The organism is Neobacillus cucumis (genome assembly GCF_016908975.1).
Taxonomy (GTDB): domain Bacteria; phylum Bacillota; class Bacilli; order Bacillales; family Cytobacillaceae; genus Neobacillus; species Neobacillus cucumis.
On record NZ_JAFBEX010000005.1, the window covers coordinates 117802 to 142034 of the forward strand.

Annotated in this window: 20 protein-coding genes and 2 pseudogenes; 20 read left to right on the plus strand and 2 right to left on the minus strand. The window is 37.3% G+C overall.

The features are described 5' to 3' along the window. Window positions 1–27: 27 nt before the first annotated feature. The 7 genes and pseudogenes from JOC76_RS08240 to JOC76_RS08270 form a co-directional block, all read left to right on the plus strand. A pseudogene (locus JOC76_RS08240) lies at window positions 28–406 on the plus strand (SDR family oxidoreductase); the annotation flags it as partial. A gap of 65 nt (window positions 407–471) precedes the next feature. Further along, the gene (gene larE / locus JOC76_RS08245) at window positions 472–1272 is read left to right on the plus strand and encodes an ATP-dependent sacrificial sulfur transferase LarE (RefSeq protein WP_205177119.1); all 801 of its coding nucleotides are present in this window, start codon (window positions 472–474) and stop codon (window positions 1270–1272) included. 105 nt (window positions 1273–1377) lie between these two features. Further along, complete coding sequence (locus JOC76_RS08250) at window positions 1378–2850, plus strand: gluconokinase (protein WP_205177120.1); 1473 nt, start codon at window positions 1378–1380, stop codon at window positions 2848–2850. A 72-nt stretch (window positions 2851–2922) separates the two neighbouring features. Continuing rightward, window positions 2923–3694: pseudogene (larB, locus tag JOC76_RS08255) on the plus strand (nickel pincer cofactor biosynthesis protein LarB). Then, window positions 3675–4496, plus strand: coding sequence for a nickel pincer cofactor biosynthesis protein LarC (gene larC, locus JOC76_RS30430; protein ID WP_205177121.1), 822 nt, complete (start codon window positions 3675–3677; stop codon window positions 4494–4496). The pseudogene larB and the gene larC overlap by 20 nt, the downstream one beginning before the upstream one ends. 35 nt (window positions 4497–4531) lie before the next feature. Beyond that, complete coding sequence (gene larC2, locus JOC76_RS30435) at window positions 4532–5002, plus strand: nickel pincer cofactor biosynthesis protein LarC2 (RefSeq protein ID WP_205177122.1); 471 nt, start codon at window positions 4532–4534, stop codon at window positions 5000–5002. Window positions 5003–5023: 21 nt separating this feature from the next. Further along, window positions 5024–5671, plus strand: coding sequence for an urease accessory protein UreH (locus JOC76_RS08270; protein ID WP_205177123.1), 648 nt, complete (start codon window positions 5024–5026; stop codon window positions 5669–5671). Window positions 5672–5757: 86 nt separating this feature from the next. Here the strand turns inward: JOC76_RS08270 and JOC76_RS08275 are convergent, their stop codons facing one another. Beyond that, the gene (locus JOC76_RS08275) at window positions 5758–6489 is read right to left on the minus strand and encodes a MurR/RpiR family transcriptional regulator (protein ID WP_205177124.1); all 732 of its coding nucleotides are present in this window, start codon (window positions 6487–6489) and stop codon (window positions 5758–5760) included. A gap of 344 nt (window positions 6490–6833) precedes the next feature. Between JOC76_RS08275 and JOC76_RS08280 the strand changes: the two genes are divergently transcribed. From JOC76_RS08280 to JOC76_RS08310, 7 genes are all read left to right on the plus strand, one after another. Further along, window positions 6834–8162, plus strand: coding sequence for a 6-phospho-beta-glucosidase (locus tag JOC76_RS08280; RefSeq protein WP_205177125.1), 1329 nt, complete (start codon window positions 6834–6836; stop codon window positions 8160–8162). 275 nt (window positions 8163–8437) lie between these two features. Beyond that, window positions 8438–9817 (plus strand): PTS cellobiose transporter subunit IIC, encoded by a 1380-nt coding sequence (celB, locus tag JOC76_RS08285; protein WP_205177126.1) that lies wholly within the window; start codon window positions 8438–8440, stop codon window positions 9815–9817. A 136-nt stretch (window positions 9818–9953) separates the two neighbouring features. Then, complete coding sequence (locus JOC76_RS08290) at window positions 9954–11144, plus strand: MFS transporter (RefSeq protein WP_205177127.1); 1191 nt, start codon at window positions 9954–9956, stop codon at window positions 11142–11144. A 177-nt stretch (window positions 11145–11321) separates the two neighbouring features. Next, window positions 11322–12101, plus strand: coding sequence for a Cof-type HAD-IIB family hydrolase (locus tag JOC76_RS08295; RefSeq protein ID WP_205177128.1), 780 nt, complete (start codon window positions 11322–11324; stop codon window positions 12099–12101). Between the two features lie 211 nt (window positions 12102–12312). Then, the gene (locus tag JOC76_RS08300) at window positions 12313–12585 is read left to right on the plus strand and encodes a hypothetical protein (RefSeq protein ID WP_205177129.1); all 273 of its coding nucleotides are present in this window, start codon (window positions 12313–12315) and stop codon (window positions 12583–12585) included. 232 nt (window positions 12586–12817) lie between these two features. Then, window positions 12818–14221, plus strand: a complete 1404-nt coding sequence (locus tag JOC76_RS08305) for an amino acid permease (protein WP_205177130.1) — start codon at window positions 12818–12820, stop codon at window positions 14219–14221. A gap of 80 nt (window positions 14222–14301) precedes the next feature. Further along, complete coding sequence (locus JOC76_RS08310; RefSeq protein ID WP_205177131.1) at window positions 14302–14490, plus strand: hypothetical protein; 189 nt, start codon at window positions 14302–14304, stop codon at window positions 14488–14490. Between the two features lie 28 nt (window positions 14491–14518). Here the strand turns inward: JOC76_RS08310 and JOC76_RS08315 are convergent, their stop codons facing one another. After that, window positions 14519–15283 (minus strand): M15 family metallopeptidase, encoded by a 765-nt coding sequence (locus JOC76_RS08315; RefSeq protein ID WP_205177132.1) that lies wholly within the window; start codon window positions 15281–15283, stop codon window positions 14519–14521. Between the two features lie 292 nt (window positions 15284–15575). On the opposite strand from JOC76_RS08315, the gene JOC76_RS08320 reads away from it, so the two are divergent. The 6 genes from JOC76_RS08320 to JOC76_RS08345 all read left to right on the plus strand — a co-directional run bounded on the left by JOC76_RS08320 (window position 15576) and on the right by JOC76_RS08345 (window position 24233). Beyond that, a complete protein-coding gene (locus JOC76_RS08320) occupies window positions 15576–16409 on the plus strand; it encodes a C39 family peptidase (protein ID WP_205177133.1) in 834 nt (277 codons plus the stop codon). 316 nt (window positions 16410–16725) lie between these two features. Then, a complete protein-coding gene (locus tag JOC76_RS08325; RefSeq protein ID WP_372441922.1) occupies window positions 16726–17136 on the plus strand; it encodes a helical membrane plugin domain-containing protein in 411 nt (136 codons plus the stop codon). A 36-nt stretch (window positions 17137–17172) separates the two neighbouring features. Then, complete coding sequence (locus tag JOC76_RS08330; protein WP_205177135.1) at window positions 17173–18351, plus strand: NAD(P)/FAD-dependent oxidoreductase; 1179 nt, start codon at window positions 17173–17175, stop codon at window positions 18349–18351. A 381-nt stretch (window positions 18352–18732) separates the two neighbouring features. After that, on the plus strand, window positions 18733–19956 hold the full coding sequence (locus JOC76_RS08335) for an MFS transporter (RefSeq protein ID WP_205177136.1): 1224 nt from the start codon (window positions 18733–18735) through the stop codon (window positions 19954–19956). Between the two features lie 217 nt (window positions 19957–20173). After that, the gene (locus JOC76_RS08340) at window positions 20174–21757 is read left to right on the plus strand and encodes a bifunctional metallophosphatase/5'-nucleotidase (protein WP_205177137.1); all 1584 of its coding nucleotides are present in this window, start codon (window positions 20174–20176) and stop codon (window positions 21755–21757) included. A 694-nt stretch (window positions 21758–22451) separates the two neighbouring features. Beyond that, on the plus strand, window positions 22452–24233 hold the full coding sequence (locus tag JOC76_RS08345; RefSeq protein ID WP_205177138.1) for an acid phosphatase: 1782 nt from the start codon (window positions 22452–22454) through the stop codon (window positions 24231–24233).

A 24233-nucleotide genomic window follows, 5' to 3' on the forward strand; every position in this document is an offset into this window, starting at 1 on the left:
AGGAATAGCTGAATGTTTCCTGAAAAGTTTTATAAGAAAATGATTGAAAAGGAAAGGAAAGGAAGTATTGTTAATATTTCCTCTGTATCATCAACTCTTTCAAGAGTGTTCACGTACTCTGTCCCAAAGGCTGGGCTTAACAGTGTAACACAGTTTCTAGCCCGTGAATTAGCACCAAATGGAATTCGTGTAAATGCCATTATCCCTGGTTTCTTCCCGGCTGAGCAAAATCGGAAAATCTTAGATCAAGATAGAATGAATCTATTATGAGACATACACCGATGGAGCGTTTTTGGGAAGCGGAAGAGCTTCAAGGGGCGTTTGGCTTCCCTCTGACAAAGCATCAAGCTTTGTCACAGGTGCACTGATTCGAGTCGATCGTGGATTTGGAAGCATGACGATTTAACGAAGCACAAAAAAATGATAAAAGTAAATTGCGTTCAAAAGAGAAATTTGAAGGGAGATGGGAAAATGCTAACAGAGAAATATAACCAATTACAGTCTATTCTCCTTAACTTAGAATCCGTAGTGGTCGCTTTTTCCGGAGGAGTTGACAGTACATTTTTATTAAAAGCAGCGGTTGAAACATTAGGCCCAGAACATGTACTCACGGTTACAGCTGAGTCCGAAACCTATCCCTCTAGTGAATTGGAAGAAGCAAAAATATTGGCTCAACAAATTGGTGTTAGGCACCAAGTAATTGAAACATCAGAGCTTGCGATTCCTGGTTATGCGGAAAATAATAAGAATCGGTGTTATTTTTGTAAAAGCAGTTTGTTTGATCATTTAATTCCTGTTATGGTAGAAAAGGGATATCAAAATGTAATCTATGGAGTTATCGCCGATGATATGAACGAATATCGTCCAGGCATGCAAGCAGCTAAAGAAAAAGGAATACGTGGTCCGCTTCAAGAAGCGAATTTGTTTAAAGAAGAAATCAGGAAGCTTTCAAAGCAGTTTAAATTGCCAACCTGGGATAAACCGTCTTTTGCCTGTCTTTCTTCAAGAATCGCTTATGGAGAATACATTACGAAAGAAAAGCTAACAAAGGTTGATAAGGCGGAACGCTTTCTAAAATCCCTTTCGATACGCCAAGTTAGGGTTCGGACACATCAAGATATTGCTAGGATTGAAGTAGAACCAAACGATATGAAGGTAGTTTTAGAACATCACGATAGGATTGTGAGAGAACTGCAACACTATGGATACAAATATATCACATTAGATTTATTGGGGTATCAGAGCGGTAGTATGAACAAGATTCTATCTTAGTATCTTTTATCCTTGAAGAGTGAAAGATACTAAATAAAAGGCTTTGGAAGGCACCAAAGCCTTTTATTAAAGGAATGTTATTTTTATCTGTAAAGGGAGATTAAGATGTCAAAAGAGTTCGTAATTGGAATTGATATTGGAACGACAAGTGTGAAAGCATGTGTCTTTAACATAAATGGTGATCTAATCTCTGAAGTGGAGAAAATGAATACTTTCCATTACCCACAGCAAGGCTGGGTCGAACAAGATCCGGTTGAAATCGAACGATCTGCAGTACTTGCAGTAAGGGAAGCAATTGATAAAGCTGCAATTGGGAAAGATGAGATACTATCAATTGGTTTTTCTGCTGCCATGCATTCCCTTATTTGTGTGAACAAACAAGGGAAACCGATTTCTCCAGCTCTCATTTGGGCAGATGGAAGAAGTTATGCTCAAGCTGAAACTGTATTAGAAACAATTGGACAAAGTATATATTTAAAAACAGGAACACCTATTCATCCAATGACGCCTTTAGTAAAATTATTATGGATGAAAGAAACAAACTATGACCCATACCTGCAAGCGGCATACTTCCTGTCCATTAAAGAATATATCCTTCTTTGCTGGTATAACCAAAGGGTAATCGATTATTCTATGGCATCCGCCACAGGTCTATTTAATCCTTCAACACTTGAGTGGGAGCCTGAACTTTTAGTTCTAGCCGGTATTGAGAAAGAGCAGCTTTCAGAAATTGTTCCTCCTACAAAACTTATGACTGGAATTAAAAAAGACATTGCTGAAGAGATGGGCATTGAACCTGACATGCCTTTTGTTGTGGGAGCAGCAGACGGACAATTGGCGAATCTGGGAATAGGCGCGATACTCCCTGGTGAGGCAGCCGTTTCCGTTGGAACAAGCGGTGCCATCCGGCAGATGATCAAAGGCATTCAAATAGATGAATTGCAACAAACATTTTGTTATTCCTTTACGGCTGATACATCCATCATTGGAGGCCCTACGAATAATGGTGGTATCGCCTTGCAATGGTTAAAAGAATTGGTCAACCATCAAGGCAGCTTTGAGGAATTTCTGGCAGAAGCGGAAAAAGTTGACCCCGGCGCAGAAGGGCTCTACTTTCTACCATATTTAAATGGTGAACGAGCCCCTCTTTGGAATCAGCGGGCAAAAGGGAACTTTTACGGGGTATCCATTACACATAAAAGAGAACATTTTGTTCGTGCCGTACTGGAAGGAATTACTTTTAATCTTTATCAAATAGGGAAGGCTTTAGAAAACATGGCAGGGAGCCCTCAAAAGATTTATGTCAATGGAGGTTTGGCCCGTTCTCCACTTTGGCTGCAAATAATGGCTGATATTTTTGAGGCGGAAATCTATGTCTCCTCAAGTCATCACAGTGCCGCTTGGGGTGCAGCGTGGACTGCGCTAGTTGGCATTGGCACTGTACAATCCTTTGAGGATATTAAAAAGAATATACCAATGGGGAAAGCAATTCTCCCAAATAAAGAGAACAGTGAATTCTATAAAGTCATTTATGAAAAATATGAAAAGCTAGTCAAGACAATCGTCAAACATTTTTAAGACATTTCTGTATTAAGGAATGATGATGTTAATGGGGATTCATTATGGAGTATAACTTAAGGGGTTGAGGGTTTGCTTGATGATATTTTAGAAAAAGTTCAAAACGGGACCCTTAGTATAAATGAAGCAAAAGAACGTTTAGCTACATTTGAGAATCTGGGTTTTGCCAAAATTGATCATCATCGGAAGAACGTCAGGGTTTCCCTGAGGTCGTTTTTGGTGAAGGAAAGACGGCAGAACAAATCATTATGATTATTCAATCATTAAGAGACCGCAACAATCAAGTGTTGGTGACAGAGTTTCCCCAGAAAAAGCAGAAATTGTTCGAAGTGCTTGTCCCGATTTTATCTATGATCATGTAGCGCAAATTCTCTTTTGGAAGAATGAAACCGGCTCAGGAAGTACTATGCATGGATATATTGCCGTTATTTGCGCAGGAACCTCTGATTTAAGAGTGGCCGAGGAAGCGGCAGTAACTGCTGAGGTTCTTGGAAGCAAAGTGCATCGAATATATGATGTTGGGGTCGCAGGAATCCACCGCTTGCTTAATCATGCGGAGGAAATCCAAAATGCGACCCTTTCCGTTGTCGTTGCTGGTATGGCAGGGGCCCTACCGAGTGTCGTTGGCGGTCTCGTTTCCCATCCTGTAATTGCCGTTCCAACGAGTATTGGATATGGTGCTAATTTTAAAGGGTTATCCGCCCTGCTTACGATGTTAAATTCGTGTGCGTCAGGAATCAGTGTTGTAAATATCGATAATGGATTTGGCGGAGGCTATAATGCTGTCTTGATTCATCAACTTGCACAAAAGGGGCAGAACAGAAATGAAGACACTTTATTTTGATTGTTTTTCAGGAATAAGCGGGGATATGATCATTGGTGGTCTCATTGATGCAGGGGCTGATCCACATAACCTAGAAAAAGAATTAAAAAATCTTCAGATTGAAGACGAATATGAGTTGAAATGGAAAAAAATCGTAAAGAATGGAATTACTAGTACAAAGTTTGATGTGCTGTTACTAAATCAACATAACCACCACGAGCATACACACGATCATAGTCATGACCACGAACATACACACAATCATAGTCATGACCACGAGCATGTACATGACCATAGTCACCACCATCATCATGACCATCGTGCTTATAAAGAGATTGTAAGGTTAATTGAGAATGCGGAATTGGCTGATCAAGTAAAGGAAACCGCTTTGAAAATATTTAAAAAAATTGGTGAAGCCGAGGGACTTATTCACGGCATCCCCTTAGAACAAGTACATTTTCATGAAGTGGGAGCAGTAGATTCGATTATTGACATCGTTGGGGCTTCGATACTCATACATCAACTTGAAATAGCAACTGTAAAGTCTTCGCCGATTCCTGTGGGTACCGGTCATATTCATATTGACCATGGCATTTATCCTGTACCTGCTCCGGCAACCTTAGAAATATTAAAGGGAGTTCCGATACAGCATTCGAATGTCAGAGCGAAGCTTACTACTCCAACCGGAGCAGCCATCGTTTCGGTCCTTGCTGAGGAATTTTGTGCAATTCCTTCTATGAAGGTTCAGTCTATAGGTTATGGAGCCGGAACAAAGACTTTTAAAGATAGACCCAATGTCTTACGAATCATTATTGGCGAGTAATAGCGTTTACCACTAATGTGAAAGGAGTTTGCCAAATGGTTTCACATCCTCCTAATCATGAACATCTTGACGAACATATGGTCAAAATGGAGGTTAATCTTGATGATATACCAGGAGAATGGCTAGGCTATGTTATGGACCTGTTATTCGAAGCAGGTGCTAATGATGTCTTTTACACACCGATATATATGAAAAAAAATAGACCAGGCATTCTACTACAACTACTCTGTTCACATCAAAAGGTCACCAAAATGAAAGAAATCTTGTTTAACGAAACAACAACACTGGGTGTACGCTACTTCCCGCTGACTGTACATCGGTTAGAGAGAGAGTATAAAAAAGTGATGACAGAGTGGGGCACCGTAACCGTAAAATTGGGATTATATAATGGGGACGTAGTTCAGAATGCGCCAGAGTTTGAGGAATGTAAAGCCATGGCACAACTCTATAATGTTCCCTTAAAAAAGGTGTATGAGCAGGTATGGAAGGCATTAGGGCAAATTTAAAAGAAGGAGAAAAGCACCTCAATGATAAGCTATATTTCCATACTATTTCTTGGTTTTATTCTAGGTATTAAGCATTCGATTGAACCGGATCATATTATCGCTGTTTCAACCATGGTCAGTAAAAGTAAAAAACTATCACGCTCTACCTTAACAGGAGTTTTTTGGGGGATTGGCCATACCAGTACTCTATTAATTGTTGGGATGATCCTGGTTTTGATGAAAGGAGAGCTTTCAGATAAATGGGCTATGTCACTTGAGTTTCTGGTCGGCTTTATGCTTGTCTACTTGGGTATGAAAAATATGATAGTAGATAGAAAGAAAGATTCCCATCAAGAAGCTCACAATCATGAGAAAGCATTTTTAATAAAAATTACCGTAATTGGTTTTGTTCATGGTCTGGCTGGCAGTGCCGCAATGGTTTTATTGACGATGTCCACTGTTTCAACCGTTTGGGAATGTGCTCTTTATATTTTAATATTTGGAATCGGAACCATTATTGGTATGATGTCATTTACAACGATTATTGGAATTCCTTTTGTTTATAGTAAAAAAAGCATCAACCTTGACCGTTCATTAACACAGCTGGCCGGCTCAGTTAGTTTTCTATTTGGAATCTACTATATGTACAATATTGGAGTTTCCGAAGGTTTATTTCAAATGTGGAAATAGTAAGTCCAAGTATCTCCAAATAAAAAGTCCAACCATTGCAGCATTTCTAGCTGGGATAGTTGGGCTTTTTTGATTGTGTACATTCGTCATTTATTTTTCGATAGATTATAAACTTCCCGTGCAAGGGACTCCAAAATATAGACAACAGGTAAAGAAGTAGTTATGTTTGAAGTCTTCAAGCGCTCTTCTGTAACAAAGTAAGGAATATTAATATCTGAAAATTTTGCAATGGTGTTTACTTTATTATTGGTGATACTAATAATTTTACTTCCTTCCTTTTTAAGTTTATTGACATGTTTTAAGGTATAAGCTGTTTCGCCTGAAACTGATATACAAATGGTTGTGCTGTCTTGTAAATAATCTGTTTCAATTGGGAAATGTGGATCTTTTATATGCAAAGAAAATTTACCCATACTTGAAAAATACCTTGCACCAAACTCGGCTAGAATACCAGAAGCTCCAATCCCAACAAAAATAACATTTTTTGATTGAGCAATTAAACTAGCAGCTTCCGAAATAATCGATTGAAAATTGGCATTCATAGTCCTCTCAATAAATTCCGTTAATGAGTGTTGCGGGCTTTTAATATTAGTTGCTTGATTCTCTTCTGAATAAAGCTTTAATTTTACTTTAAATTCAGAGAATCCTTCACAATTTACCTTCTTACAAAAACGTAAAATGCTAGTGGTTGAGACATGAGATTCATCCGCTAAGTCACGAATACGCATATAGATAACTTTATCACTGTTTAAATTTATATAATTATACAATGACATTTCTAGCTCATTAAATGAAGCGATTACATCATTCGTAAACATAGTCCTTTTCCCCCAAAACAAGATTCTTCTACTAATATTTATACATGTTTAACTATTAAAATAAAGTGTTTTAAAAAACACAGTGTTCCAAACTTGGAACATAACACATCTTGCGGAACAAAAAACTAGATAGCTGAAATGTATTTACCTGCAAAATTATTATGGTTACAATAACGTTACAGTAATAAATAAAGCGTTTGCAAAGGGTAGAATTTGCAGAAACTTTTTCATCAAATTTTTTTCAATTACATACTATTTTAAAGCATTACAGCAAGACAGTAAAGTCATTCTCTATTAACTGAAATCTATCACTTATTCTATTAAACAACCTGGAGGTATGTAAAATGTCAAAAGGAATTAAGATTGTCACTATTGGCGGTGGTTCCAGCTATACACCGGAACTAGTAGAAGGTTTTATTAAACGGTATGAGGAGCTTCCTATCAGAGAACTTTGGTTAGTAGATATTCCAGCTGGGCAAGAAAAACTAAATATAGTTGGAACTCTCGCAAAAAGAATGATTGAAAAAGCTGGACTTCCAATTGAGGTTCATTTAACACTAAATCGCCGCGAAGCATTAAAGGATGCTGATTTCGTTACAACACAATTTCGTGTGGGCCTGCTTGATGCCCGTGCAAAAGATGAAAGAATTCCTCTTAAATATAATGTCATTGGACAGGAAACTAACGGACCAGGTGGATTATTTAAGGGCTTGAGAACGATTCCTGTGATATTAGATATTTGTAAGGATATGGAAGAGTTATGTCCAGATGCATGGTTGGTAAACTTCACTAACCCTGCTGGAATGGTAACAGAGGCTGTACTTCGCTATTCTAATATCAAAAAAGTGGTTGGACTTTGTAACGTTCCGATCGGTATCCGAATGAGAGTCGCGAAAATGTTGGATGTTGCTCCCGAGCAAGTTCATGTTGATTTCGCTGGTCTAAATCATATGGTATACGGCTTAGATGTAAGAGTGGATGGTAAGAGTGTACTGGACCAGGTCCTTGTTGAAATGGGCAAACCAGAAAATGCTTTAACCATGAAAAACATCCCAGGATTAACTTGGGAACCAGAATTCTTACTTGGTTTAGGAGCGATTCCTTGCGGATATCATCGCTACTACTACAAAACACAGCAAATGCTTGAAAGAGAATTAGAAGAAGCTGCAACAACAGGTACTCGTGCAGAAGTAGTAAAACGAGTAGAAACCGAATTATTCGAACTATATAAAGATCCAAACCTTGCTATTAAACCACCACAATTAGAAAAACGCGGCGGTGCCTATTACAGTGATGCGGCATGTAACTTGATCAACTCAATCTATAATGATAAGCGTGACATTCAGCCGGTCAATACACGTAACAATGGGGCTATTGCAAGCATTCCTAACGACTCAGCAGTAGAAGTAAACTGTGTGATTACGAAAGAAGGACCAAAGCCAATTGCTGTAGGTGACCTTCCAGTTCAAGTCAGAGGGTTAGTACAACAAATTAAATCATTCGAGCGTGTAGCAGCTGAAGCTGCGGTAACAGGGGATTATAATACGGCATTACTAGCCATGACCATTAACCCATTAGTGCCATCTGACAAGGTAGCGAAACAAATTTTAGATGAAATGCTTGAAGCACATAAAGAACATTTGCCTCAATTTCATCAAACAGTAGAAGTTTAAGTAATTTACGAACGGTTTCAACCTACTGGGACCGTTCGTAAAAATAAATTATTAAAGCAATTGATAGTTTTTTTAAAAGTCCTATTTGAAAGCGTTTTTATAAAAAGGAGCGGGGGAGAAGTATGAATATTGTTAATCCATTTCGTGAAACCATTCCATAGAGTGAGAAAGGATGATAAAAAGAATTTTCGCCTATTGAATTTTTTTTAAAAAAAGTGAAAGCGATTACTGATTGCGAATTTCACAATTTTCTGTATAAGGGGACATTCTAAACTATGGACAAAATTATGAATTTTCTAGAAGAGAAAGTAATGCCAGTTGCAGGAAGACTTGCAGCTCAGCGTCATTTAACGGCGCTTCGTGATGCCATGGTTCTAACGATTCCGTTCATTATCATAGGTTCAGTTTTCCTAATTTTGGCTAACTTCCCGATTCAAGCTTACTTGGACTGGATGGCAGCGCACCCAACAGTTAAAACTACATTGCTTTATCCATATAATGCTACATTCAACCTTGTCGCGCTGATTGCAACATTTGCGGTTGCTTATCGTTTAGCACAATCGTATAACGTGGATGCACTTGCTACAGGTGCAACGGCCTTAGCGGCTTACTTTACAGTAACACCATTCACTGGTTTCGTTACTGGTGTAAATCCAGAAACAAAAGCGAATATCATTGTAAACGCAATGAACCAAGATTATTTTACAAGTAAAGGTTTATTCGTAGGATTAATCATCGGTATTGTTACAACTGAAATTTGTCGTCGAGTTATCCACAAAAACATTGTTATTAAAATGCCAGATGGTGTTCCACCAACTGTTGCAAGATCATTTGTTGCACTTATCCCAGGTTTTATTGCCATTTTTGTTGTTTACTTATTGCGTGTAGGAATCGAAGCGTTAAACCGTGCACATTTCAATTTGTTTGGTATTCTTGATTTCACAAATATCACTAGTATCCATGATATCGTTAAAGTTCTTTTACAAAAGCCTTTAACAGAAGTAGGGACAAGCTTAATTGGAACATGCGTTGTCATGATTTTAATAAGCCTATTGTGGGCAGTTGGACTTCATGGTTCTTCTATCGTAGGATCTGTTATGGTTCCAATTTGGCTACAATTGACTTCGGAAAACGCTTTAGCAACTGCTGCTGGTCAGGTTCCTCCACATATCGTAACGGAAGAATTCAGAACCATTATCCAAATTGGTGGTTCAGGTGGAACATTTGGTCTTGTGTTGGCAATGCTGTTCTTATCGAAGAGTAAGCAAATGAAACAGTTAGGAAAGTTAGCGATCGGACCTGGATTATTCAATATCAATGAACCAATATTGTTTGGTCTTCCAATCGTATTAAACCCAGTAATGTTGATTCCATTCTTTATTGTCCCAGTTATACAGACACTAATTACCTATTTTGCTTTTGATTTAGGTCTCGTTCACATGCTAACAGGTGTGGTTCCACCTTGGACATTACCTCCTATCATCCAAGGATACCTACTAACAGGCAGCATTTCCGGCGCTATTTTACAACTTGTTATGATTGTTGTAACGGGATTAATTTACTATCCGTTCTTTAAAATCATGGACAACAAGAACTATAAAGAAGAAAAAGAAGCAGAAACTCCATCTAATACTAAAAAAGCAATCGTTGGTTAGTTAAATAAGTTTTTAATAGACCACTATAATAAAGGAAAAATCCTTTTGCTAGGCAAAAGGATTTTTCCTTTTTATAAAACCTTTTTTATTTAAACTTCTTTTAGGAATTATATACAAAGGGGAAGAGTGAATTCTAATGCAATTCGCATTAAAGAGTAATCAAACCTATACAACATCAATGTTTGTATCCTATTACTTTCTACAATATTTTGGATTTGGTGCTTTATATCCTTTTCTAACTGTCTATTTAACAAAGCAGGGTTTATCAGGTTCTCAATTAGGTATACTTATCTCTATCCCTCCTGTGATTATGATTTTTGCACAACCATTTTGGGGAATCTTAGCTGATTATACGAAGAAAACGAAATTAATATTATTTTTTACCATTTTATGTTCCGCAATAATTGGTTATGTTTTACATTTAATTGACCATTATGTGATGTTAATAGTGGGTATTGGTCTATTATCTTTTTTTCAAAGCTCGATGATTCCGTTAACAGACAGTATTACGGTAAGCTACGTTCAGAAGGTGAAATATGATTATGGATTCTTCCGTCTATGGGGCTCTGTTGGATTTGCAGTATCGGTTTTTATCGTTGGTAGAATTTCTGAATCCTATGGACTTACGGTCATCTTTTACACCTACTCTTTGACTTTATTTGTCTGTGCACTTTTAACCTATCAATTTCCAATAGAAGGAGATAATGCAAAAATAAATTTGAAAGATGGCGTCTCTGAACTTATTAAAATACCTAAGTTTACGCTGTTTTTACTGGCCACATTTTTAGTTTACGGACCTGTCTTTTCAAATGGCTCTTATTTTGGACTTTTTATCACCAATCAAGGAGGGACACTTGCAGGTGTGGGAACCGCCTTTTTAATAGCTGCCGGAAGTGAAGCTCCCATTATGAAAATGGCGAATCAGTGGATTAGAAAAGTAGGTGTTCTGAAGATTTTATTGATTTCTTCAGCTATTGCTCTATTACGCTGGACATTTTATTATTTTGAACCACCACTTTATCTTGTTTATTTTTCAACAATTGCTCAGGGGTTTGCTAATGGTTTAGGAATTCCTGCTGCTTTGCAATATGTCACTGAAATTGTTCCTTCTAAAATGAGAATCACTGCTATTTCATTGTACACAACTGTTGGAGCTGGGGTAGGGAGCTGGTTCTGTATTTTTGTTGGAGGATTTATTCTGGAAAAATACACTGTGTCCTCTGTGTATGGATTTTTTAGTTTGTTAGGTTTTCTAGGCTGTATTTTAATATTCATGATAAACTTATTAGAAAAGAATAAGAGGGTAGCCATTAGGGATCGATTATAATTCGGTCCTGTTTTTATTAATGCTTTTTTGGAAATCGGAGGGGATGAAATGATTAACCTTAATAATTAAAGTTTTTGTTTGTATCTCTAACCTATATAACGGGGATGTTACAAGTAAAAAGAGATGTTTTAATTAATTTTATAAATAGATTAGACATGAAAGTTGGGAATCAGAAAAATGACGAATAAAAGCATAATTTTCTTTGATATTGATGGAACATTGCTTAATCATGATAAAGAATTGCCTTTCTCTACGAAAGAATCCATTTTTAAGTTAAAAGACCTTGGACATGAAGTAGCTATTGCAACAGGACGAGCGCCTTTTATGTTTGAGGACCTAAGGAGAGAATTAGATATTAACACTTTTGTTAGTTACAATGGGCAATATGTCATGTTAAAAGGTGAAGTATTATATACAAATCCACTAAACATATCATCGCTTGAAAAGTTAACAGGAGCGGCTCTTCATAACAATCACCCAGTCGTCTTTATGGATCATGAGGATATGAAAGCAAATGTTCCAGAGCATGTCTACATCAAAGAAAGTATTGATACATTAAAAATTGGCAAACTTCCTGCGCATGACCCACATTATTACAAAGGACGGGACTTATATCAATCGCTCCTCTTTTGTCCAGAAGGAGAAGAAAAACAATACGAACAAGAATTTTTAGATTTTGATTTTGTTCGGTGGCACCCAGTATCGGTTGATGTCCTGCCAAAGGGAGGATCAAAGGCGAAGGGAATTGAAAAAATAGTTGAAAAGCTAGGAATTCCACCTGAAAGGCAATATGCCTTTGGTGATGGGTTAAATGATATGGAAATGCTTACAACTATAAGGAATAGTGTAGCAATGGGGAATGGGGAAGAAAAGGTAAAGTCCGTTGCAAAATATATTACAAAATCAGTTGAGGAAGATGGAATTTTATATGGTCTTCAATTGGTGGGTCTGCTATAATTTAGGTTGCTGTGGCAACCTTTCTTTTTTTGTTCAAAAATATTTTCATCAAAAAAGGATAGTTTATGGTAAAATAAGTCGGGGCCTGATAATCAGGTGAAAAATAGAGGGTAAAAGGATATAGAACCCAAATTTTTGACTTATATTAGCCCACAAATTTATGATTCTTTAAACAAATTAAAAATGCCTATAAAATGAAGGAGAGAGAAAGATGAAGTTTCCTAAAAATGTCATACTAGATTCTGTTGCCGAACGGAGAAATGATCAAGGTTACGGTCTGGAATTTATTCAGGAACTTGGAAACGATGATGCTGGATATTCTGAGATGTTAGTAATTATCTTTAAATACAAAGATAAATATTATAGTGTTGAAATCCAACATATTAATGGGGAAAACAACTATGACCATTGGGATGAAGAAGTTGAGTGTCCTGAGGTAATTAGGAAAGAAGCTATTCAATATTATTGGGAAGAAGTCAAATAAAAACTCTGATAACTTTAACACATTCACTCCTATACTATTGAATTTATTATATAGACTTAAAAATACTCAAATTAATAAAACAACGTTCCAATTGAAATCTGATTGGGACGTTTTTTTTTTACTATTTCATGTTTAATTATGAAAAACTGTGAGTGTTTCATACATATTGGGCTAGTTAATTTTTAAAAATGTTGGGGAAATAATAATAAATATTATTTTGGGAGGTACCTGAATGGATAAAGGACATACAATTCACCAAGCAATTATCCAAAAAAAGGTGGATAATCGTGAAAAAGAAAAATCCACTGGGCTTGCTTGGTGGCAACTTTCTTTGATTGGAATTGGTTCAATTATTGGTGCAGGCTTTTTCCTTGGTACAGGATTATCGATTCAAACCGCGGGTCCAGCGATTTTAATTGATTACATATTAGCTGGAGTCACAGCCTTTATTGTATTTAGTGCTCTTGCAGAGATGACTGTAAGGGACCCGGTACAAGGATCGTTCCGAACATATGCTAAAAAGGCTTTTGGAAATTCAATGGGTTTTATGTCTGGGTGGATGTACTGGTTATCGGGTGTGTTTATTATGTCTAGTGAAGCTGTAGCTTTAGCTACCTTCACGAAATATTGGTTTCCCCATGTTCCTTTATGGATTTTCACCATAGCTTATGTTGCAGCTGCTTTTGGAATTAATATCCTTGGTGTTAAAAATTTTGGTAAAATTGAGTCTACATTTGCCATGATTAAATTATCAACTCTTGTTATTTTCGTTTGTTTTGGAATCTTCTTATTAATGCATTTCATATCTCCTCAAAATGTCACATTGAAAGGATTTAGTGAATTTCACCCTTTTTTTACCATGGGTATAAATGGAATGTGGTCAGCTTTAATTTTTGCCTTTTTTTCATTTGGAGGTATTGAGGTAATAGGGATTGCATCATCTGAACTTAAAGATAGAGCTGAAGTTCCAAAGGCAGGAATTGGGATGCTGATGGCATTAGTTTCTGTTTATATTTTGTCTATCTTCTTTATTTTGTATATGGTTTCCTGGACTCAGATAAGTGAAGCTAAAAGTCCTTTTGTTCTGGCGTTAAATTTATTTAACATTCCTTACATTGGTTCTATATTTAATTTGATCATCATAAGCGCAGCGTTTTCAACCATGGTTGGTGCCCTTTTTTCAGTCACAAACATTATGGTTTCTTTAGCTGATGATAGAGATGCTCCCAAAAGTTTTGGAGAAAAAAACCAAAAAGGGACAGCCTATAAAGCGTTATTTGTTACTGGTTTTGCTTTGGCTCTATCTTTAGTACTCTCCTTTATTCTTCCTGGTCAAATATACGAATATATCACTACTGCTGCCGGTGTCTTACTGATTTTAAACTGGGTAACGATTTTGACGTCTCAAATTAAATTAAGAAAAGCAGCGAAAGAAAAGATTAGGACATATAAAATGCCTGGCAGCCCCTATACTTCTTATTTAGGAATTGCCTTCATTCTGATTGCTGTTTCAGGAGGTCTGTTTCATCCTACGCAAAGAATGGGAGTGCTAATTAGTTTAGGATTAATTGGAGTTATCTTTTTAAGCTACCATCTAATTGTGAAAAAAAGGAAACCCTTGACCAAGAATTACTAAAAAATTTTCAACACACAGTTTAAATTTTCAGTTTACTTTTCGTGATATTTTGATAAGATGACAAAAAGGCGGTGATATGTATGTCTGTAAATGTATCCGAAATTCTTGGGGCCCCTTATGAAAGCAAAATCGATGCCCAGGTTGATAAGAGTCCAAGTGAAGTGGTAGTAACCAACACAGGAGATCTGTTCTATATTGTGGAACGTGAAGTTTATGATAACCAATTAGCGGTACTAGGTTATGAAATCGTAGTGGCAGAAGGAGAGTAAACCTCTCCTTTTTTTGTACTTAAAAATCCTAGTTAATGATAGGGACTGCGTTATAATACTCCTCCAGTGTGATTCCCTTGCTCATAATGGTTTTTGCTAGAGCGGTTCCAACGTATCGGATATGCCATGGTTCATACTCATACCCTGTAATGGACGTTTTGTTATCGGGATAGCGAATAATAAATCCATAATCGGCAACATGGTCTTGCAGCCATTTCGCCTCTTTGGTCCCCGCGAAACAATCTTCTGCGGCACACTTTCCATTACCGCCTGTGACATCAATGGCAAGACCAGTTTCATGTTCACTCGTCCCCGGCAGAGCAGAATAGGTGACGGCATTTTGGTAGCCATCTTGGTTTTCATAATAATTAAATAAAGTCTCTTGGGACTGATAGGAACGAAAGGCTGAAACTCCGATTAGTATAATGCCTTGTTCCTTGGCCCCGGCGAATAACCGTTCAATGGCAGCCGCCGCTTCCTTCTTCATTTTTCGCTTTTCTTTTTGGCTGTCAAGATAAGGGATATTTGGGGTTACTAAATCACTTGGTACATAACCTTCTGGGAGTCGGTTTTGCTTGTTAATAAGGACAGATAAACTCTCCGGATTTTGAACCACCTCGACTTTGTTTGAATCAGTGGAGTAACTAGTTTTAGTTGAAGTGGCTGTTGTTTGCGAAACAGAAACTTGTGTTTTTATTTGAGTATGTGTATTGTTCGGTGCTGATTGCTCTTTTTGAACGCATCCTGTCAACCATAATGGAATAGTTAACAGGATGAGGCCTTTTTTTAACATTGTTTTCTTCCTACCTCTTTTCCAAATATACTTTTTCGGAGTAAAAAGGGCTTTGTGAACAAAGTTTTTAATTTATTAACATTTGATTCCACATTTCACTGAATTCCGCGGGTGTCCTCATAAATCTCCAAAAAAACTATTTTAAAAATCATTTCTTAATTTTTTCTTAAGTAAATTTTTGTGAGTTTTTTCAAAAAAAATATTTAAGTTTACCTTAAGGAATGGGTGATAGGATTCGAGTTGTTGGAGAGTATTTCCGACTCGGAATAGAGAGAGAATAGGGGGATAATAAGTGAAGATAAAAATAATTGCCGTTATATTAGCTTTAGGGCTGCTTATCAGCGTCGGCTATGTGAAGGCACAAAAAACAGATTCTACCACAAATACAATTGAAACTAGTACTGAAAATGGTGAAATTACACAAGAAGAAAAAAATGTTTCCAACGAAACTGATTCCAATACAGATGGATCAGAGGAAACGGAATCTCAAAATGAAAAGCAAACTCAGACTCAAAATGTGGTACCTGATGCGAGTGGAAAAATAGTCATTAATGATGTACCGCATATTCAGCAGATGCCTGAATTGCCACGCGGATGTGAGGTTACTAGTTTAGCAATGCTCCTGCAGTATGCGGGTGTTTCAGTTGATAAAATGTCACTTGCAAAAGAAATTAACACGGTTCCTTTCCGTGACCAAAATGGTGTTCATGGAAATCCAAATGAGGGCTTCGTTGGTGATATGTATTCATTTGATAATTCCGGATATGGAGTATACCATAGCCCGATAGCAGTTTTAGCTGAAACCTATTTACCAGGTAGAATAATAGATTTAACAGGTCAAAGTATTGATTCTGTCTATAAGTTGATAAAATCTGGATCACCTGTTTGGGTTATTACTAATTCAAGATTTGCCTCACTTCCTCAAAGTGAATTTAGTGTTTGGAATACACAAACTGGAACTGTCCAAATCACCTATCGAGAGCATAGTGTTTTAGTGGTTGGTTATGATGATAATTACGTATACATAAATGACCCATTAGCAGCTCAATCCTATAAAGCTGTTCCAAGGGGTAGTTTTGAGGAGTCATGGGTACAAATGGGGAAACAAGCTGTTAGTTATCAATGAAACAAAAATAACTAAAGTCGTAGTAGCTCAAATACCGAAAAATGGAAAAAGTCCTGAATCATAGATTCAGAACTTTTTTAAATTTATGGAATAAAGATAGCAATATACTTGAAAAATATTGTTAAATAGTTTAATATAACACATTGTTACGTATTTAACATAGTGTTTATAGTATTAATTGATTTTACGAATTTAGAAGCTTTATCAAATTAATTGAAGGGCAAATTAAGAAGCCTACAAAAAATTCTATTTGGTGATTTCTTTGTTTTGATTCTTAATTGGCCAATTGAAAGGGGAATTAGTTATGGTAGAAGTTATGGACAGACCAAAGTCAGAACAAACGAAAGTAGAACAACTAGATGTGCTTGATCAGTTGTTAAAGCCTGAGGTTCAGGAATCCTTGACCGCTTTAGTAGAACAGTTGCCAAAATTAACCGAACTTGTGAATATATTAACAAAATCGTATGATTTTGCCCAGTCGGTAGCAACTGATGATGTATTAAAAAGTGATACGATTGGAGCAATCACTGAGATTGTAGAACCTATTAAAGATTCAGTGAAAGGTATTGCTGCTACTGCAATTGAAGCAAAAGATCGTGCTGAGGAAAGTAATGACGTGATCGGATTGTTTGGACTTTTAAAAATGATTAAAGACCCTCAAGCGCAGAAGCTTTTCCGCTTTATTAACGCATACCTTGAAGTTTCTGCAGAACGTTCAGCGAAATAAATTTTTCAATACATCCATACGGACGGAGGAGATCATATGTCAAAGAAAGTTGTTATTTTAGGTGCGGGATATGGCGGACTATTAGCTGCTATCAATATTCGTAAATATTTAAATAAAGATCAAGCTCAAGTTACTGTTGTGAATCAGTATCCTACTCACCAAATCATTACTGAACTTCATCGCTTAGCAGCAGGAAGTGTTTCTGAACAAGCCGTTGCAATGCCATTAGCTAAGCTTTTTAAAGGAAAAGATATTGATCTTAAAATTGCAAAGGTTGAGTCCTTCTCAGTAGATCAAAAAGAAGTAAAATTATCAGATGGATCTACGTTATCTTATGATGCACTAGTAGTAGCTTTAGGAAGCAAAACTGCTTACTTTGGTATCCCAGGATTAGAAGAAAACAGCATGGTTTTAAAATCAGCTGACGATGCAAATCAAATCTATCAACATATCGAAGAGCGAATTGCTGAATATGCAAAAACAAAAAATGCAGCAGATGCAACGATTCTTATTGGCGGCGGCGGTTTAACTGGCGTTGAGTTGGTAGGAGAAATTGCGGATATCATGCCTAAACTTGCTGGGAAATATGGTGTGGACCCTAAAGAAGTAAAATTATTGCTAGTTGAAGCAGGTCCAAAAATCTTACCAGTTTTACCGGATCACTTAATTGAACGTGCGACTGCTAGTTTAGAAGCACGTGGAGTTCAATTCTTAACAGGTCTTCCTGTTACCAATGTGGAAGGAAATGTGATTGATTTAAAGGATGGACAAAAAATTATTGCTAATACTTTTGTATGGACTGGCGGCGTACAAGGTAATCCTTTAGTAGGTCAATCAGGTCTTGATGTAGACCGCGGTCGTGCTACTGTGAATGAATTTCTACAATCTACATCACATAAAGACGTGTTTGTGGTTGGTGACAGTGCAGTTGTTTTTGGTCCTGAAGGACGTCCATTCCCACCTACAGCACAAATTGCATGGCAAATGGGAGAACAAACAGGATACAATTTATATGCGTTCTTAGAAAACAAATCCTTTAAAGAGTTTTCTCAAGTTAACTCTGGAACATTGGCAAGTCTTGGACGTAAAGATGCGGTAGCTACCATTGGCGCTAACTCTACTCCACTTAAGGGACTTCCAGCGTCATTAATGAAGGAAGCAAGTAATGTTCGCTACCTATCACACATTAAGGCGTTGTTTAGTTTAGCTTACTAAACACTATCGAAACGGTGTTTATTGTAAAAGCAGAATCTTGAATCATTATCTTTAAAATAATATACTTCTTATGAGAATTAGGCTTTCTCAAAGTGGAAAACCGCAGTGTTTCAGCGACACTGTGGTTTTTTTATGGAAAAATCTTTGAAAAATAGTTTAGTAAAATAGTTAAAAATATTGTCGTAATTCTAGTATCATGTTAGTATTAAGTGAATTTAAATTCCTTTAATTTGGTCCAGAGAGGCCAAAAAGGCAAAAGTAAACTTTATACATAATTGTTATTTGTATAAATGCCCTTTTGTCCATTGGATAAGAGGGCTTTTTATTTTGCCGACCATCTTTTAATCTGAGTCCCGTGAGGCTCGAAAGGAGAACGTCAAAATGGATTATCGTAAAAAAACAGTTGTCGCATCAGTAGCAGGGTTAACGCTAGAGGGTATGGATATTATGTTTATATCCTTTGCTATGTCAATGATCATTGCCCAGTTTCATATTAGCATGGTGTCTGGAGGTCTTATTTCTTCTATTACAAACATCGGTATGCTTGTTGGGGGAACGATCTTCGGTATCTTAGCAGACAGATATGGGAGAGTTATAATATTCACCTATTCCATTCTCTTATTTGCAATTGGAACAGCATTAACGGGGTTAGCCACAAATATGGAACAGGTTTATCTATTTCGGTTTATAGCAGGCTTAGGAGCAGGGGGAGAATACGGAATTGGTATGGCCCTAGTAGCTGAGGCATGGCCAAAGGATAAACAGGGGCGTGCTTCCTCTTATGTAAGTATCGGAGCTCAATATGGAGTGATTTTGGCAGCCCTTCTTAGTGCCATGATCCTTCCAACATGGGGATGGAGAGGTTTGTTTTTAGTAGGTTTGGTTCCAGTCCTTTTTGCCTTTATCGTACGCAAGAACTTAAACGAATCACCTGTTTGGCTCGAAGCTCAAAATCAAAAACAACTTATGTCAAAACAAGCGAAATTAAAACAACTGTTTGTAACTCCAAGAACATCTGTTACAACAGTCGCTTTGGCTATCATGGCAACAGTTCAAATTGCGGGATATAATGGATTAATGATTTGGCTGCCATCTATGCTTCAACAATCTCAAGGATTATCCGTTTCAAACTCAGCTCTTTGGACCATTAGTACAGCTGTGGGAATGATTGCAGGAATGTTAACTTTTGGCCAGTTCATGGATCGCTTTGGAACGAAGCGAACATATGGAATCTTCCTTTCCGCTTCCGCTTTGGCAGTCTTTTTATATGCTTATGCATCAGGTAGTACTGCGCTATTACTTGGCGGTGCAGTTGTAGGATTCTTCTCAAATGGGATGTTTGCAGGATACGGTGCATTAATTAGTAATTATTATCCTATAGAAATTCGCAGTACTGCTACTAACACCATATTCAATTTTGGAAGAGCGTTAGGCGGATTATCTCCTATTCTAGTAGGCTATATCTTACAGCATACAAATGTTACCGTTGCTATGGGCTATCTTGCGGTACTTTACTGTGTATCCTTATTAGCAATGATTAGTTTGAAAAAAGATAAGGGTAAACAAAGACAAATTAAAATCTTAACTAAAGTTGAATCTTATTAAAATTTTTCAAGAAAGACTCAAGTTAAATTTCCAACTGTGTTCTATAAAATATGATTAGCCCTAGAAGATGACTTCGGTATTCATGCCGGAGTCATTTTATTTAAGCAATTATAAAAAGACTTTACCAAAAACTGTAACAAAAACTTTACGAGTAGTTTAAATGAATATAAAATTCCTGAGTTATTCTTAAAGTACATCAGGAGGGAGTGATCACAAATTGTTAAAATTTAAGATGATGTCTTCTTTGCTCATCTTTGGGGTTATTCTTTTTGGAAGCTACAATTTGTCCGAATCTTCACGCAATCAATCCACTACCACACATCCCACATCCAATCACTACGTTCAAGTACAATTGTTAGGAATTAATGATTTTCACGGTCAACTAAACAAGTATCGAAAGGTTTCAGGGCATATGGCAGGAGGGGCTGAATACTTAGCTGCCTATTTAAAGAAATATAAAAAAGAAAACCCGAATACCCTGCTTGTTCATGCTGGTGACATGGTAGGAGGAAGTCCCCCTATTTCTTCTCAATTTCAAGACGAACCCACTATTGAATTTTTAAACCTTCTGCATATTGATGTCGGTACACCTGGAAATCATGAATTGGATCAAGGCGTAAATGAAATGAAACGTCTTATTTATGGAGGATTCAATGAAAAAACAGGTTACTTTAATGGCTCCAATACCCCTTACATTTCTGCAAATATCATTGATAAAAGAACAAATAATCCCTTGTTTCCACCATATGTCATTAAGGAAATTGACGGTATTAAAATTGGCTTTATAGGTGTTGTCACCACCGAAACAAACCTGTATGTAACCCATGAAAATCGTAAAGAAGTAGAGATAACGGATGAAGTTTCAGCAATAAATCGAACAGCTCAACTCTTAAAGGAAAAAGGGATTAAAGCGATTGTTGTTCTCGCACATGTTTCAGCGGAATCGAATTTATCAGGCACGAATCCCCAAGAGGCATTAGTGGAAATGGCTCCAAAAATTGATAATGAGGTTGATGTCATTTTTGCTGGTCATAGCCATCAATATGCGAATACCATTGTAGACAATAAACTGATTGTTCAAGCTTATTCATACGGGGAAGCTTTTTCTCAAGTAAATATTAAAATTGACCGCAATACAAAAGATATTATTGAAAAAAGAGCAAAGATTGTTGTCACTTCACATGATGGTATAAAGCCAGATAAAGATACCGTTGCCTTATTAAAAAAGTATAAGGAAAAATTGGGTGATAAATTTAATCAAATCGTAGGATTCCTTCCTGAAGAAGTCAGCCGGAAGCAAGATGTAAATGGTGAATCTCCATTAGCGAAAATGATTGCAGAGTCTGAGCGGAAAGCCATGGGGACAGAAATTGCCATTGTTCATCAAGGAGAAATGCGAGGAAGTCTAAAGAGAGGAAATCTTACTTTAGAGGACCTTTATACACAATTGCCGTTTGGTCATAGTGTTAGTAAATTAATCTTAACTGGGGACCAAATTAAACTCGTTTTAGAACAGCAGTGGAGAAAGGATCAGATGAATGATATGTTACAAACGGTTGGTTTAACATATAAGTGGAATCCTAATGCGCCAATAGGCAGCCGAATTATCATGCTGAAGGACAGTAAGGGACAAAATCTTCAATCTGACAGGGAATATGTGGTAGCAGTTAGTAATTATTTGGCTTCGGGCGGTGATAACTTCTCCGCATTTGAACAAGGAAGGCTTGTAGAAACTGGCCCACAAGTTGTGACAGCCCTCTTGAACTATATCAAACAACAATATCCCATGAATATGAATTGAGAGTAAAATTCCACTTTCCTTAAGGTAAAGGGTTCCATTTTGAGGTGCTTTTCTTAAAATAAGTACCGAAATGACAGTCGTATTGGGATCGATACTGGTATATAAAAAAGTAAAACTCGCCATATTGGCGAGTTTTTTTATTGGAATACAAAAATCTTCTTTATATTAAACCTTACTTACTTGTGATACAGTTCACCGTTATGCACCCAAATGAGGTTATCTTGAATTTTTTAGATAAACTCACTCCCTTTTAAATTGAGAAGTCTTGTCATTAATGAAGTAACCAACGAAAGTGAAATAAGCGGAAATTTTTCGGTTATATGTAGCATGGAGCTCGTTTAGGGGTAAATAAGAGGAGGATTTCCGGTTATGCAAAGCAAAATTGCTTATTTTTGCATTCTTCGAGTCAATAGGCGGAATCTCTCCGTCTATTTAAGCTTTTTTTAATTATAAATACCAATTAAGCGAAATTTTTCCGTCTATTTATCAGATCGGGTGCTTAACCTGATCCCCAAACCGATAGTGTGGACCCTCATGATCCTGATGCGGGAATCAGTAGCTAGTTAATGCAAATTAAACAATTTACTAAACCTTAACAAAACAACTCTCTTAATTTAACAATTCTTAGATATTATTTTTTAGTAAAAACTTTTATCCGTAAATTTTAGAGAATAAGAGAGGATAGGAATAAAAGATGAAATTATTAAAGAAGCATGTATCTTGTGCATTATTAACTTTACCATTACTTCAAAGTTCCCTGGGAGGAATTTCTGCGAGTGCTGCAACAATCCCAGCCACAGTAACGCCTGCGTCAGAACCATCCTGGGGTTATTTTGTAGGTAGTTACAAAAATAATAGTTCTGTTAACATGACGGAAAATTCAAATCCGACAATTGGGCTGCTCTCCGAATACAATAATTTATGGAAACCTGGCACTACATGGGATACAGGTACCAAACTGAACAGCAGCGTGCTGGATGCAAACATACAAAAAGTGCTTGACATAACAGCAAATCGTACCGCCAGCGAAGCAGATGCGGCATATATCGATGACCGTAGAAATCAAAGCTACAGTGTTATGGACGGTCTGGGATCGCTGACTGATGTTTATCGTATGAACGCAGGAGCGACGACAACAATCAATAATGTCCCAGCAGATGCCACCACAAAAAAATATGATGACCAAGGAAACAATGCAGGCAGCACGTCCTCTAGTCTTGGTAACATAGTAAGCTTAGTAAATACCTTACGTGGAAACTATTCTTCCACAAGTCCGGCTAAAAATTACTTTAGCTATCCACGCCCTTTTAGGTGGAGCAGCACATCAATTATTGTTCCGGCCCTTGTGCCTGCTATCAATCCTGATCCAAGCAAGGATGGCGGCTTTCCTAGTGGCCATACCAATGCTGCCTACCTCAGTGCTATTGCTATGGCTTATGCAGTACCAGAGCGTTACCAAGAACTACTTACACGAGCTTCAGAACTGGGTAACAACCGGATAGTTGCGGGTATGCACTCTCCTCTTGATGTTATGGGGGGGCGTGTCATGGCAACCGCGCTAGCTGCAGCGATTTTGTCTGATCCAGCCAATCAAAATTTGAAAAAAGCTGCTTATGATGATGCACATAGCAAATTATTAACACAAACCGGTACAGCAACTGATCGCTTCAGCGATTATTCCAAGAATAAAACAGATTATACCCAACGATTGACATATGGATTTAAGCAATTAAATTCAACGACTAACCCAATGGTGGTTCCGAAAGGAGCCGAAGTCCTTTTGGAAACTCGTCTGCCTTACCTTGACAGCACGCAGCGCCGCTGGGTTTTAGCCACTACTGGTCTACCTTCCGGCTATCCTGTGCTTGATGATCCTGAGGGATGGGGGCGTTTGAATCTCTTTGCCGCTGCGGATGGTTATGGTGCTTTTGCCACCGACGTTACCGTGACAATGGATTCATCGAAAGGCGGATTCAATTCATTGGATCACTGGCGCAATGATATCTCCGGTACTGGAAAGCTCACAAAAAAGGGTACAGGTACTTTAATCCTTCAGGGTAATAATACTTATGCCGGTGGTACTCAAATCGACCAAGGTACACTAGAGGGAGATTCTGAGACTGCTTTCGGAAAAGGGGATGTTACGAACAACGGAGGCACCGTAAGTGAAAATGTTTCTGGAAGAGTTATCATCGACGGAAATTACACACAATCTGATAATGGAACACTTGAGCTAAGCCTTAGCGATAAAAATGATCAACTCGAAGTTAATGGAGGGGTAATCACTAAAGGGAAATTACTTCTGAATTTCGAGAATCAATATGTACCAGATAAGAACGTCACGATCATTTCCTTTAATAAGCATCATCGACAGGGAGAATTTTCATCCATTGAGACAAAAGGATTACCAAGTCAATACAAAGTAAAGGTTAACTATAATTCGGACAGTATCCAGTTAAAAGTCATAAAAAAATAA

What these genes read in the sequence shown, in the direction of transcription:
- larE (WP_205177119.1), top strand. Translation starts at nt 472, where the DNA reads ATGCTAACAGAGAAATATAACCAATTACAGTCTATTCTCCTTAACTTA.
- JOC76_RS08250 (WP_205177120.1), top strand. Translation starts at nt 1,378, where the DNA reads ATGTCAAAAGAGTTCGTAATTGGAATTGATATTGGAACGACAAGTGTG.
- larC (WP_205177121.1), top strand. Translation starts at nt 3,675, where the DNA reads ATGAAGACACTTTATTTTGATTGTTTTTCAGGAATAAGCGGGGATATG.
- larC2 (WP_205177122.1), top strand. Translation starts at nt 4,532, where the DNA reads ATGGTTTCACATCCTCCTAATCATGAACATCTTGACGAACATATGGTC.
- JOC76_RS08270 (WP_205177123.1), top strand. Translation starts at nt 5,024, where the DNA reads ATGATAAGCTATATTTCCATACTATTTCTTGGTTTTATTCTAGGTATT.
- JOC76_RS08275 (WP_205177124.1), bottom strand. Translation starts at nt 6,489, where the DNA reads ATGTTTACGAATGATGTAATCGCTTCATTTAATGAGCTAGAAATGTCA.
- JOC76_RS08280 (WP_205177125.1), top strand. Translation starts at nt 6,834, where the DNA reads ATGTCAAAAGGAATTAAGATTGTCACTATTGGCGGTGGTTCCAGCTAT.
- celB (WP_205177126.1), top strand. Translation starts at nt 8,438, where the DNA reads ATGGACAAAATTATGAATTTTCTAGAAGAGAAAGTAATGCCAGTTGCA.
- JOC76_RS08290 (WP_205177127.1), top strand. Translation starts at nt 9,954, where the DNA reads ATGCAATTCGCATTAAAGAGTAATCAAACCTATACAACATCAATGTTT.
- JOC76_RS08295 (WP_205177128.1), top strand. Translation starts at nt 11,322, where the DNA reads ATGACGAATAAAAGCATAATTTTCTTTGATATTGATGGAACATTGCTT.
- JOC76_RS08300 (WP_205177129.1), top strand. Translation starts at nt 12,313, where the DNA reads ATGAAGTTTCCTAAAAATGTCATACTAGATTCTGTTGCCGAACGGAGA.
- JOC76_RS08305 (WP_205177130.1), top strand. Translation starts at nt 12,818, where the DNA reads ATGGATAAAGGACATACAATTCACCAAGCAATTATCCAAAAAAAGGTG.
- JOC76_RS08310 (WP_205177131.1), top strand. Translation starts at nt 14,302, where the DNA reads ATGTCTGTAAATGTATCCGAAATTCTTGGGGCCCCTTATGAAAGCAAA.
- JOC76_RS08315 (WP_205177132.1), bottom strand. Translation starts at nt 15,283, where the DNA reads ATGTTAAAAAAAGGCCTCATCCTGTTAACTATTCCATTATGGTTGACA.
- JOC76_RS08325 (WP_372441922.1), top strand. Translation starts at nt 16,726, where the DNA reads ATGGACAGACCAAAGTCAGAACAAACGAAAGTAGAACAACTAGATGTG.
- JOC76_RS08330 (WP_205177135.1), top strand. Translation starts at nt 17,173, where the DNA reads ATGTCAAAGAAAGTTGTTATTTTAGGTGCGGGATATGGCGGACTATTA.
- JOC76_RS08335 (WP_205177136.1), top strand. Translation starts at nt 18,733, where the DNA reads ATGGATTATCGTAAAAAAACAGTTGTCGCATCAGTAGCAGGGTTAACG.
- JOC76_RS08345 (WP_205177138.1), top strand. Translation starts at nt 22,452, where the DNA reads ATGAAATTATTAAAGAAGCATGTATCTTGTGCATTATTAACTTTACCA.